The organism is Luteitalea sp. TBR-22, from assembly GCF_016865485.1.
Classification (GTDB): Bacteria; Acidobacteriota; Vicinamibacteria; order Vicinamibacterales; family Vicinamibacteraceae; genus Luteitalea.
On sequence record NZ_AP024452.1, the window covers coordinates 1,477,558 to 1,490,544 of the forward strand.

6 protein-coding genes and 1 pseudogene are annotated in these 12,987 nt (G+C 70.6%); 4 read left to right on the plus strand and 3 right to left on the minus strand.

Annotated elements, in window-relative coordinates:
- Window positions 1-291 precede the first annotated feature (291 nt).
- From TBR22_RS06060 to TBR22_RS26895, 3 genes and pseudogenes are all read left to right on the plus strand, one after another.
- Entirely contained in the window at window positions 292-1,050 is a 759-nt protein-coding gene (locus tag TBR22_RS06060; protein ID WP_239492065.1) for a hypothetical protein, read from the plus strand.
- A gap of 1,225 nt (window positions 1,051-2,275) precedes the next feature.
- Window positions 2,276-2,695 (plus strand): annotated as a pseudogene (locus TBR22_RS26890) (carboxypeptidase regulatory-like domain-containing protein); the annotation flags it as partial.
- A gap of 934 nt (window positions 2,696-3,629) precedes the next feature.
- Entirely contained in the window at window positions 3,630-3,980 is a 351-nt protein-coding gene (locus TBR22_RS26895; protein ID WP_370651491.1) for a response regulator, read from the plus strand.
- An 18-nt stretch (window positions 3,981-3,998) separates the two neighbouring features.
- On the opposite strand, the gene TBR22_RS06070 is transcribed toward TBR22_RS26895, so the two are convergent.
- From TBR22_RS06070 to TBR22_RS06080, 3 genes are read right to left on the minus strand one after another with little or no spacing between them, the layout of a single operon-like run.
- Window positions 3,999-4,994: a dihydroorotate dehydrogenase-like protein gene (locus tag TBR22_RS06070; RefSeq protein ID WP_239492067.1), complete on the minus strand. Its 996-nt coding sequence runs from the start codon at window positions 4,992-4,994 to the stop codon at window positions 3,999-4,001.
- A gap of 2 nt (window positions 4,995-4,996) precedes the next feature.
- Window positions 4,997-8,560 carry a pyruvate:ferredoxin (flavodoxin) oxidoreductase gene (gene nifJ, locus TBR22_RS06075; protein WP_239492068.1) on the minus strand — a complete coding sequence of 1,188 codons (3,564 nt, stop codon included), beginning with the start codon at window positions 8,558-8,560 and terminating at the stop codon, window positions 4,997-4,999.
- 8 nt (window positions 8,561-8,568) lie between these two features.
- Window positions 8,569-10,209, minus strand: a complete 1,641-nt coding sequence (locus TBR22_RS06080) for an NAD(P)-binding protein (protein ID WP_239492069.1) — start codon at window positions 10,207-10,209, stop codon at window positions 8,569-8,571.
- Window positions 10,210-10,608: 399 nt separating this feature from the next.
- Between TBR22_RS06080 and TBR22_RS06085 the strand changes: the two genes are divergently transcribed.
- Window positions 10,609-12,984: a DUF2235 domain-containing protein gene (locus TBR22_RS06085; protein ID WP_239492070.1), complete on the plus strand. Its 2,376-nt coding sequence runs from the start codon at window positions 10,609-10,611 to the stop codon at window positions 12,982-12,984.
- Window positions 12,985-12,987 lie beyond the last annotated feature (3 nt).

Consider the following 12,987-nt stretch of genomic DNA (forward strand, 5'->3'; position numbering starts at 1 on the left):
GAGCGTGATTGGCGAGGGAGCCGCCGTGCGCTTCCGCACCGCGAAGCGCGACTCGCAGGTGACCCGACGCGGCGTGGCCCCACTTTCCACCCGAATCCGCACTAGTCAATTGGACCGATCTGCATGGGCTGGGGTGTGTGCCGTCGTTTGTCTCTCTGGCGGGCGTCTAAAGGCCTCCTTCCGGCGCGTGAAAGTCGCTCCTGTGGGTTGCTTCCACGCAATGGCTGGAGGGCGGCTGGTGCGAGCGCCATCGCGCCAGCAGGACTGGTGCGCTATCGAGGGCGGAGTGTGATGGATCGATTCGGTGTGGTGCGTCGGTGGGTGACGGCCGGGGTCTTGGTCGGCATGTACGCAGGGCCGTCTGGCGCGTCAGCGTCGATGATCAGCCTTGCCACCGGCCCGGTCACGGGCACGGCCAGCCAGGGGCAGGTCATCGATGTCGTCGTGGGATTGGACCCCAACGGCACGTCTGCCGCCAACCTCGTGAGCCACTTCGTGTCGCTGGGTTACACCGGCCTGACGCGCGCCGGCGCTGCGGTGAACGGGTCGATCTACGACGGCTTGACGGTCTTCGATGGCACGACCGGTGACCTGATCGACTCGAGCGGCGACCATGCCTGCGCCACGCCAGGCACCTGCTCAGCCGACATCGAGGCGCGGGGGTATGCGCGCGAGTGGCAGTCGGCCCTTGCCCTGTTGCCCCCCGGCATCACCCACGGGCCCGGCTCGCTGTTCTCGCTGCGCCTGCGTCCGAGCGGCACCACCGCCTGGTCGTTCGACGTCTTCGGCGACCCCGGCGCGGCCCTCTTCTGGGAGCCGCCGTTCACATGCGACCCCGCCGACCTTGACTGCGGTCCGCAGCCGGCGGCCGTGCCTTTCCTGATCGTCCGCGACACCGACCCGCCGCCGCCATCCGGGACTGCGCGGGTCACCGTCGCTGTGCGCGTGACCACGCCCCCGCCGCCGCCCGTGCCCGAACCCTCTCTCGTCTGGCTGACCGTCATCGCGCTGGCCGGGTGGGCGGCCCACCGCCATGCCCGTGTTCGCTGAGGCAGCTGCCATGTTCACGTCGACGCGACATCTCGCGCCAACGCTGGCGCTGCTCGCACTCGCGAGCGCACCGGCCGTCGCCCAGATTCCCGCATCCCGGGCTGACGTGAACCGCGATTGCGCGGTCACGATGGCCGACGCCGCGCTGGTACAGGCCGCGCTCGGGCGCAGCTGCGGCCAGACCGGCTTCAACCCGAGCGCCGACATCACGCTGGACTGCCGCATCGACAACGCGGATCTCACGTTCGTGGTGCGCACCGTGGGTCGCCAGGTCTGCTCGCCGACCGAGCCGCAGCCGACGATCACGGCGTCGGTCGCGCCGACGCCGAACGCTGCCGGCTGGCACCGCGACCCGGTGGTGGTCAGCTTCGTCTGCACCAACGCCACGACGTGCCCTGCCTCGGTCACGGTGACGACCGAAGGCGCAAACCAGGTGATCGAGCGCACCGCCATCGGCCCGGGCGGGTCGGCCAGCACCAGCGTCACGCTGAACATCGACCGGACGCCCCCGCGCCTCGCGGCGAGTTGGCCCGCCTCGGTGCTACCCGGCCAGTCGTTCGAGGTACCCGTGGAGGCCACCGATGCCAACGGGGTGATGCGCACGAGTCTGTACCAGGGCGTCACGCGCATCGACGAGTCCACCACTCGGCCCTATTCGCTGACACGCGTCGTCCCGCAGAACGCCCAGGTCGGGACGCCCGACGTGCTCGACGTGTACGTCGAGGACATCGCCGGCAACGCGGCAGCGGTGCGGCGCGTCGTGCCGATCCAGGCTCCGGATGCGGTCTCACCCGACGTGCGTCTCACGGTGCCCCCCACCGCGCCGCCCGGCGCGTCGGTGCCGCTCGGCGTGTCGGCCTCGGACGACCGCGGGGTGGCCCGCGTCCTGCTCACGCGGACGGACGGGGCCAACGGCACGCCGCTCCTGGAGCGCACCAGCGGGCCGTTCGAGTTCCAGCACGTGGCGGAGGTGCCCGCCGACGCCACCGATGGCACGGTGATCACGTTCTCGGCGCTTGCCTCCGACGCCTCGGGGAACACGTCCACAGCGGCCGCCACCGTGACGGTCGTGACGTCGGTGCAGACGCAGGCGCTCCGTATCAGCGTGAACCCGCCGGTGTCGCCGACGTTTCAAGGCACGGCCATCGTCAGCGGCACCATCGGCCGTGCGGCCGGACAGGCCCCTCCCGCTGCGCCGCCGATCATCGCCGGCCTCACGCCGGCGATGGGCCGGCAGGGGCAGACGGTCGACGTCACCATCACCGGTATCAACACGGCGTTCTCACCGGCAAGCCTGGTGACCATCGGGCCGGGCGTGATCGTGCAGTCGGTCACACCCGTGAGCGGCACGCGCCTCGTGGTGCGGCTGGCGATCGCCCCGGACGCCGGCCTCGGGCCCAGGCTGGTCGCCGTGCAATCGGGACAGCAGGAGGCCCTGCTCGGCGCCGCCTTCTCGGTGTTGCCAGGGCTCGGCACGATCACCGGTCGCCTCCTTGGCACCAACGGGCAGCCGCTGGCAGGGGCTCGTGTGTGCCTGCCGGGTGGAACCGCATGCGTGGTGGCCGATGCGCAGGGGCGGTTCACGATCGCCGACGCGCCCAGCGACATCACCTCCGTGGTCGCGTCAGCGGAAGGCTACGAATCATCGACGCTGCGCCTGCGGCTCGCGACGGGCGACACGTCGCGCCTCGGCGAGGTGGCGATGGCGGTCTCGAACCTGCCGCCGCCACCGCCCATCCCGGACGCGCCGCCGGTATCGCCGCAACTGGCCGTCGCGCTCGGCCGCGGCGCGGCCGAGGTGAGCACCGGCGGCTCGCCGGCCGCGCTCGAGAAACTGGTGCGGGACACGATCATCGCGGTCGGCGGGAGCGAGATCGGCGTCCTCGACGCTGAGGGGCGTCAACTGAACCCGCGCATGGTGGGAGCCGGGCTCATGAGCTTCACCCCGGAGGCCGTCGCGAGCGTCGCCGAGGACCTGATCGGGGGCGACACGATCGGGCTCGCGGAGTTCCTGAAGATCACGATGGGCAGCCTCACCTTCCCGCAGGGCGTGGCCAAGCCCACCTTGTTGCAGTTGATCAAGGCGCTGCAGCAGGTGGTGGACGAAGCGTGGGCCAACCCCGGGCGAGCGGAGTCGGCGCTGGTGATGGTGCTGTTCAACCAGGGGCGCGTCGCCTCGGTGGCTCCGCCTCGGGTCAGTTTCGACACGCGCTTCAACGCGCTGCAGCGTGATCTGCTCGTGTCCAGCTTCTTCGCGTTCATGGCGACGACGCTGCCGGGCACGCAGCCCGTGGCCCTGAATGACGGCGCGATCGTGCCGTGGCCAGCCGGCCGCCCGACGCTGGCCTACCGGCCACCGCCCGTTCCCGAGCTCGACCTGCCGTCCACTGCGTGGCGCCCGTCGGCGCTGCGCCGCGGACTCGGCCCGGCGTTCGAGCGCCAGCTGTTGCTGCCTGGGGAACAACCCGCCAAGGACAAGCTGGATTCCTCGGCCACGATCATGTGGTCGACCTTGATGGAGAAGAGCCTCCCGCAGACCGGGTGGGCGGCGGCCCAGAAAGGGGCCGGCCTGTGCGACAATGCAGGTCCTGCGCGACGGCGCCGAGGCCCTCGACTACCTGCACAGGCGAGGGCCATTTGCCGATCGGCCCCACGGGGAACCCTGCGTGATCCTGCTCGACCTGAAGATGCCGAAGGTCGACGGCTTCGAGGTGCTGCGCGAGGTGCGCAGCGTCGATCGGCTGCGGCACATCCCGATCGTCGTCACGACGTCGTCGCGGGAGCCGGGCGACGTCTCGCGCTGTCACCAGCTCGGCGCGAATGCCTACGTGGTCAAGCCCCTGGCATACTACCAGTTCATCCGGACGTTCCGCACCACGGTCGCCTTCTGGACCGAGTGCAACCTGTCGTGGCTCGAAGGCGCGCCGTGACCAGGCCCGGCTCGCGCCTCAGTCCCGCCATCCCTGCAGGATCTTGATGTAGTTCGCGCGCTCGAAGGCCGAGGGCGATGCGACGCGCTCCTGGCTCATGGAACCACGGATCTGCGCCAGCGAGTCGAAGCCCTTGCGGTCCATCCAGCGCGCCAGGTCGTCGCGGATGATGCCGAGCGCCGACGGGCCGTGCTTGAGCACCGCCGAGGTCGACATCGCCACGTCGGCGCCGGCCAGGATGTACTTGGCCGCCTCGACGTGCGAGTGCACGCCCGTGGTGGCGGCCAGCGAGGCCCGGATGCGGCCACGCAGCACCGCAATCCACAGCAAGGGCAGTCGGATCTCGCTTGGCGAACTCAGCTCCAGGGTCGGCGCGACGTCCATGCGATCGATGTCGAAGTCGGGCTGGTAGAAGCGATTGAAGAGGACCAGGCCCTTCGCGCCGGCCTCGACCAGGCGCCTGGCCATCTCGCCCATCGCGCTGAAGTACGGCGACAGCTTGACGGCGACCGGGATCGGCACCGCCGCGCACACGCGACGCACCACGTCCTCGTACTGCTGCTCGACGGCCCGGCCGCTGGCCGTCGTGTCGGCCGGGATGTGGAACAGGTTCAGCTCGATGGCGTGCGCGCCCGCTTCGTGCAACTGCCGCGCGTAGTCCACCCAGCCGTCCGGCGTCGAGCCGTTCAGGCTGGCGATGATCGGCACCTTCACGGCCTCGCGCGCCTGCCGCACGAGCGCCAGGTAGGCGTCGGGGCCGGCGACGAAATCCTCCATCGTCGGAAAGTAGCTGCTCGCCTCGCCCGACAGGTCCGACCCCGCGGCGAGGAGCCGGCCGAGCGCGTCGTTCTCGCGCCGGATCTGCTCCTCGAAGAGCGAGTACATGACGATGGCGGCGGCGCCGCCGTCCTCGAGGCGCCTGATGCCGTCGAGCGACTGGGAGATCGGGCCTGCCGACGCGACGATCGGGTGCTGCAGCGGGAGGCCGAGGTACGTGGTGGACAGATCCGGCATGGCTACCTCAACTCCGCGAGGTCTTCGTACTGCTTCCACTTCCTGGTCACCGCCTCCTGCGCCGACTTCAGCAGGGCCTCGCCGCGCGCCGGATCGCTGAGGAGCAGCATGCGGTAGCGCAGCTCCTGCTCGGCGTACGAACGGAAGGACACGGTCGGCCGCACCGAGTCGAGCGTGAACGGCTTCTCGCCGGCCGCCCGCAGCTCGGGGTTGTACCGGACCAGCGGCCAGTAGCCCGAGTGCACGGCCCGGTCCTGCTGGTGGAGCCCCTGCGTCATGTCGATGCCGTGCGCGATGCAGTGCGAGTAGGCGAGCACCAGCGACGGCCCCTCGTACGCCTCGGCCTCGCGCAGCGCGTCGAGCGTCTGCTGCGGGTTGGCGCCCATCGCGATGCGCGCCACGTACACGTTGCCGTACGAGATCGCCTGCAGCGCGATGTCCTTCTTCTCGGTCTGCTTGCCGGCGCTGGCGAACTTGGCCGCCGCGCCGAGCGGCGTCGACTTGGACGCCTGGCCGCCCGTGTTGGAGTAGACCTCGGTGTCGAGCACGAGCACGTTGACGTCGCGGCCGCTGGCCAGCACGTGATCGAGACCGCCAGAGCCGATGTCGTAGGCCCAGCCGTCGCCGCCGATGATCCACACGCTGCGCCGCACCAGCTGCCCGGCCACCGCCGACAGCAGCGGTACGAGCGGGTGCGACAGGGTCGACAGCCTCTCGAGCAGCTGCGCGACGCGCTGGCGCTGCTGGCGGATGTCGTACTCGGTGCGCTGAGGGGCGTGGACGATGTCGTCCACCAGCTCGTCGCCGACCTGCGGGCGCAACTGGTCGAGCAGCTTGCGGGCGGCGGCCAGCTGGTGATCGGCCGCCAGGCGCATCCCGAGGCCGAACTCCGCGTTGTCCTCGAACAGCGAGTTGGCCCACGCGGGCCCCCGGCCCTCGTGGTTGACCGACCACGGCGTGGTCGGCAGGTTGCCGCCGTAGATCGACGAGCACCCGGTGGCGTTGGCCACGACCATGCGGTCGCCGAACAGCTGCGACACCAGCTTCAGGTACGGCGTCTCGCCGCAGCCGGCGCACGCGCCCGAGAACTCGAACAGCGGCTCGAGCAGCTGCGTGCCGCGCACCGTGGAGAAGTCCACGTGACCGCGCTCGGTCACCGGCAGGGTCTCGAAGAAGGCCGCGTGCTCGCGTGCCGCCGCCGTGTCGAGATCGCGCGGCGCCATGTTGATGGCGCGGCGCCCGCTCGTCGACGGGTCCTTCACCGGGCACACGTCGACGCACAGCGAGCAGCCGGTGCAGTCCTCCTCGTGGATCTGCAGGGTGTAGCGGCTGTCGGGGAAGCCACGGGCCTCGATCGGCGCCGCCTTGAAGTGCGCCGGCGCGCCAGCCAGCCGGTCGGCCGTGTAGACGCGCGTGCGGATCACCGCGTGCGGGCACACGAACGAGCAGTTGCCGCACTGGATGCACAGCGACGGCTCCCACACCGGCGCCGTGTCGGAGATGCCGCGCTTCTCCCAGCGCGAGGTCGCGCTCGGGAACGTGCCGTCGATCGGGAACGCGCTCACCGGCAGCCGGTCGCCACGACCGGCGAGCATCTCGGCCACCACGTCGCGCACGAACGCCGGCGCGCCGGCGGCGACGATGGGCAGCATCTTCCGGGATCCGGTCGCCTGCGTCGGCACATCGACGCGGGCCAGCGCCTCGATGGTGCGGTCGACGGCCTCGAAGTTCTTGCGCACCACCTCCGGGCCCTTGGCGCGGTAGGTCTTCTCGATCGCCTTCTTGATCTTCTCGATGGCCTTGTCGCGCGGCAGCACGCCGGAGACGGCGAAGAAGCACGTCTGCAGCACGCTGTTGGTGTGCGAGCCCAGCCCGACGGCGCGCGCCACCTTGTTGGCGTCGATCACCCACACGGCCATGCCACGCTCGACGATGCGCTCCTGCACGTTGCGGGGGAGGTAGTCCCACACGGCTGAGGCGTCGTGCGGGCTGTTGAGCAGGAGCGTCGCGCCCTTCGCGGCGAGCGACAGCACGTCCACCTTCTCGATGAAGCCCCACTGGTGGCAGCCGATGAACTGCGCCTCGCGCACCAGGTATGTCGATCGGATCGGCTGCGGCCCGAAGCGCAGGTGCGACACCGTCTGCGAGCCCGACTTCTTCGAGTCGTAGACGAAGTACGCCTGCACGTGGACGTCGGGATCCTCGCCGATGATCTTGATCGTGTTCTTGTTGGCGCCCACCGTGCCGTCGGCGCCGAGTCCGTAGAACACCGCCCGGAACACGTCGTCGTGCTCGGTGGTGAACGTGTCGTCGACCGCGAGGCTGGTGTGGTTGACGTCGTCGGTGATGCCCACCGTGAAGCCGGAACGCGGCTTCGGTCGGGCGATCTCGTCGAAGACCGCCTTGACCATCGCCGGCGTGAACTCCTTGGACGACAGCCCGTAGCGACCGCCGACGACGCGCGGCATGCGATCGCGGGTGCCGGCGGCCGTCGCCTCGGCCAGCACCGTCACGACGTCCTGGTAGAGCGGCTCGCCGTTGGCGCCCGGCTCCTTCGTGCGGTCGAGCACGGCGATGGCGCGCACCGTGGCCGGCAGCGCCGCGAGGATGGCCTCGGCGGGGAACGGCCGGAACAGGCGGATCTGCAGCAGGCCCACCTTCTCGCCGGATGCCGTGAGCGCCTCGACGGCCTCGGCGGCGGCCCCGGCGCCCGAGCCCATGAGCACGATCACGCGCTCGGCGTCGGGCGCGCCGTGGTACTGCACCAGGCCATAGTGCCGGCCCGTGCGGGCGGCGAAGCGGGCCATGGCCGCCTCGACCACCGACGGCACCCGCCAGTGCATGGCATTGGCCGCCTCGCGCATCTGGAAGTACGCGTCGGGGTTCTGGGCCGTGCCGCGGATGAACGGGCGGTCGGGGCTCAGCGCGCGCGATCGGTGGGCCACGACGAGCGACGGGTCGATGAGGGCCCGCAGGTCGTCGTCGGAGAGCATCGTGATGCGGGCGATCTCGTGCGACGTCCGGAAGCCGTCGAAGAAGTGCACGAAGGGAATGCGCGACTCGAGCGTCGCCATCTGCGCGATGGCCGCCATGTCGTGCGCCTCCTGCACGGAGGCCGAGGCGAGTTGCGCGAAGCCGGTGGCGCGCACCGCCATCACGTCCTGGTGGTCGCCGAAGATGGAGAGGGCGTGCGAGGCCAGGGCGCGGGCCGCGACATGGAAGACCGCCGGCGTGAGCTCGCCGGCGATCTTGTACATGTTGGGGATCATCAGCAGCAGGCCCTGCGACGCGGTGAACGTCGTGGTGAGCGCGCCGCCCTGCAGCGAGCCGTGCACGGCGCCCGCGGCGCCGCCCTCGCTCTGCATCTCGATGACGGTGGGGACGTCGCCCCAGATGTTCGGCTTGCGCTCACCCGACCACTGATCGGCCAGCTCCGCCATCGTGGACGAGGGCGTGATCGGGTAGATGGCGCAGACTTCGTTGAGTCGGTAGGCGACGCTCGCGGCGGCTTCGTTGCCGTCGACGGTGGCCAGGACGGGGCGGTCGGAGGACGAGGGCGTGGACATGGATGGCCTCAGTGCGCCTCGGGCTCGGGCACCATCGAGATGGCGTGGCAGGGACATTGCTCGAAGCACACCGCGCAGCCCGTGCACTTGCCGTAGTCGTATTCGTAGCGGTTGCCCTTGCCGAGCTTGATGACGGCGTCTTCCGGGCAGGCCGCGTAGCAGCCGTCGCACTCGAAGCAGGTGCCGCACGACAGGCACCGTTTGGCCTCGTGCTGCGCTTCGGTCTCGGTGAGTCCGGCGACGACCTCGCCGAAGCCGGCGCGTCGCTCCTCGATCGCCAGCCGGCCCTGCGGGCGGTGCGCCACGTCGGTGTAGAACCAGAGGTGCAGCTTCTCGTAAGTGGCGATCTCGAGCGGCGCGGCCGCCTCGACGGCCTGCTGGCGCAGGTACGCGTCGATGTGCGTCGCGGCGCGGCGGCCGTGGCCCACCGCGTAGGTGACGGTGCGCTCGGCCGGCACCATGTCGCCACCGGCGAACAGGCCGGCGCGGCCGGTCATCATCGCGGCGTCGACGACGACGCTGCCGTCGTCGGTCATCACGACGCCCGCGACGCCCTTGAGGAAGCCGGTGTCGACGTCCTGGCCCAGCGCGAGGATCAGCGCGTCGGCCTCGATGGTCTCGAAGACGCCGGTGCCCTTCGGCCGTCCCTTGTCGTCGAGCGCCATCACCTCGACCTTCAGCTCGCCCGCTTCCATTCCGGCAATCGAGCGCAGCCAGTGGATCTTCACGCCCTCTTCCAGGGCATCGTCGGCTTCCGACGGGTGCGCCGGCATGTGGTCGCGATCGCGGCGGTAGATGATCAGCGGTTCGTGACCGAGGCGCGCGGCGGTGCGCGCCGCGTCCATCGCGGTGTTGCCGCCGCCGTACACCGCGACGCGCCGACCGAGCCTCGGCGGCGTGCCGGCTTCGACGTCCTTCAGGAAGGCCAGCGCGTCGAGCATGCGGCCGGCGTCGCGTGCCGGGATGCCGGCGCGCTTGCCGATGTGGGCGCCGACGGCGAGGAACACCGCGGCGAAGCCACCGGCGGTCCACTCGGCTTCGAGGTCGGAGACCTTGTGGGCGAACTCGAAGACGACGCCCATGTCGGCCAGGCGCGCGACCTCCGCGTCCAGCACGGCGCGCGGCAGGCGATAGGCCGGGATGCCGAAGTGCATCATGCCGCCGGCCACCGGGCCGGCGTCGCGCACCAGCACGTCGTGACCGAGGCGCTTCAGGTGATAGGCCGCCGACAGACCGCTCGGACCGGCGCCGACGACGAGCACGCGCTTGCCGGAGGCAGGCGCGCCAGCCGGCAGCGTCCAGCCCTGCTCGAGCGCGAGGTCACCGAGGAAGCGCTCGACCGAGTGGATGCTGACCGTGCCATCGAGCTTGCCGCGATTGCACGCCGACTCGCACGGGTGGTAGCACACGCGCCCGTGGATGGCCGGGAACGGATTGGCGGTGACCAGCAGCGACCAGGCCTCGTGGTAGCGACCGGCCTGCGCATGATCGAGCCACCCCTGGATCGGCTCGCCGGCGGGGCAGGCATGGTTGCACGGCGGCATCAGGTCCTTGTAGATCGGTCGCCTGCTGCGGACGGGGCCATGTTGCGGCTTGTGTCGGAGATCCGGAAGGTGGGTCAGATCGTGATCGCGATCGCCAGCAGCCATGGGCGCACTATAGACCCGCTGGCCTCGCGTTTCCATGCCTTCAACACACTAGATGATGGAGACCGGTAAGGTCGCAGTTCCCGACATGTCGTCAGCGCCGACATTCCGTCAGGGCAACGGACATGCGGCGGACGCGTACGTCAGAATCCACTGACGCACTGAAGGGAAGTCGTCTCACAGGAGCGGGCACCGGGCATCGGGAGTCGGGAGTCGGGAATAGGGAAACGGGAGTCGGGAGTCGGGAGTCGGGAGTCGGGAATCGGGAGTCGGCGAGCGCACACAACGAGGGGTGTAGACGTCGGCCTTGGCCGACGGTCGTCTCCGGTGTAGGCGTCGGCCCCGGCCGACGCTCGAGGCCGATGTACGGAAGCGGCCGCACGAACGTTCATCGCTGGAGGCATGGCAGCACACCCGGAGTCTCCCTTCACGCCGCGCAACCTGGTCGCGTTGTCGGACGGCACCGGCAACAGCGCCGCCAAGCTGCAGAAGACCAACGTGTGGCGTCTCTACGAGGCCCTCGATTTGTCCACCGGTGATCAGGTGGCGCTGTACGACGATGGCGTGGGGACGGCGTCGTTCAAGCCGCTGGCCATCCTTGGCGGTGCGTTCGGGTACGGCCTCAAGCGCAACGTGCTCGATCTGTACATGTTCCTGTGTCGCGCCTACCGGTGCGACCCGGCCGATCCCTGGAGCGGCGACCGCATCTACGCGTTGGGCTTCAGCCGCGGCGCCTACACGGCGCGCGTCCTTGCGGCGCTGGTGGCCAACGTCGGCCTCGTGCAGGCCGACAGCGAGGCCGAACTGCGGCGGCTGTCGCTGTGGGCGTATCGCACCTACCGCGCCGACCGCTTCCCGCACTCCTGGCCGGTGCGCCTCGGCCGTCGCGTCCGCGACGTCGTCCTGAAGGCCTGGGACGGACTGCGCGGCAAGCCGGCCTTCGATCCCGCACGCACCCTGAAGCCCGACATCGAGTTCCTGGGGGTGTGGGACACGGTAGCGGCCTACGGACTGCCGGTCGACGAGCTGACACGTGGCTGGGAACGCTGGATCTGGCCGATGCTCCCGAAGGACCGCCGCGCGTCGCGGCGCATCCGGCGCGCCTGCCACGCCCTGGCGCTCGACGACGAGCGGCAGACGTTCTTCCCGCTGCTGTGGACCGAGCACGAGGAGGCGCAGAACGCGTCGTCGACCCACGTGGACGAGGAGCGCGTCACGCAGGTGTGGTTCGCGGGCATGCACTCCAACGTCGGTGGCGGCTACCCGGACGACAGTCTCTCGATGACCCCGCTGGCGTGGATGGCGGGCGAAGCCTGCAAGCGCGGCCTGCGCTTCAGGCCGGCGCTGTGCACCCGCGACGGGCGCCTGCCCGACGAGTGGAGCGACCGGGCGGTGGTCACCGCGCCGATGCACGACTCGCGGCGCGGCCTCGGCGTCTACTATCGCTACCATCCCCGCCCGCTCGAGCGCCTCTGTCACGACGACCACGTGGACGTCCGCGTGTCGCGGCCGAAGATCCACGAGAGCGTGCTCGAGCGGATCCGCCAGGACGTCGACGGCTACGCGCCGGCGACCCTGCCCGAGCACTACGCCGTCGTGACCCGCGACGGCCGTATCCTCGCCGACGAGGCGACGGCGCCCAACCCGTACGAGCACCCGACCCAGCGCCACGCGCGACGGCTGCGGCAGGAGTCGGCGCTCAACGCCGTGTGGTGGCGGCGCGTGTCCTACTTCCTCACGGTCGCCGCGACGCTGCTGCTGGTGCTGATCCCGCTGTGTCCTGCCCGTGAGCACCTGACCTGGCTCGGCGCCCCGCAGGCGACGTTGGCCTCTCTCGTGGGCCTGCTCGACTCGGTGTTGCCGGCGATGCTGGCGCCATGGCTGCAGTACTACCAGCAGCGGCCGTTCCAGTTGCTCGCGGGCGCGATCGTCGTGTTCGGGCTGATCGCCTGGAGTCAGCGACTGAAGCTCGCCATCACCGACCGGATGCGGCGGGTGTGGCGCGAGCACGAGGTGCGGGCCCAGCCGGTGCCGGCCGTGAGCTCACCCGACGACTGGGTCTACCGCCTGCGCACGAGTCACTGGTACAGGCAGGGCTTCCACCTGCTGTCGTACCACCTGTTGCCCAACGTGTTCGGCATCGCGATGCTGATCGCGCTTGCCGGCCTGTTGCCACTCCGGGGACTGTTCGAGGTGCGCAGCCGCGCCGGGTTGCTGCCCGCCTCGACGTGCGGACGGCCGGTGCCGCCGCTGCCGGGTGAACCGGCGGGCACGTTCCTGCTCTCTCCGCGCCTGCTCTGCAATGCCACCGGCGTGATGGCGGAGAAGGGACGGGCCTACCGCGTCGAGATGGCGTTGCCGGCCGAGTGCGAGGTGGCGGGCGACGGAGACCCTGGCCGCGCCGGCGCGTGGCGCGATCGCGACATCCCGGTGACGACCACCGAGGGCTTCTCGTCGCTGCACGCGCCGGGCGCCTCGGTGATCGAGAAGGCGCTGCTGACGCTCGCCGTGCCGTTGCGTCGCGAGATCACCGCCAACTGGTTCGTGCCGGTCGTCGAGATCGGCACCACCAATCCGTCGCGCATCGCGGTGCCCGACGGCACCTTCGTTGCGCCGCAGGACGGGCCGGTGTCGATGTACGTCAACGACGCGGTGCTGCCGTGCCCGCGGTGGGATTGCCTGTACCGGAACAACAGCGGTGCGAGCGCCGTGGCCCGCATCCGCCGGGCTGATGCGCCGCCCCTGCCGCCGCTACGTGCGCGACAGCCCTGCGGGTAGGAT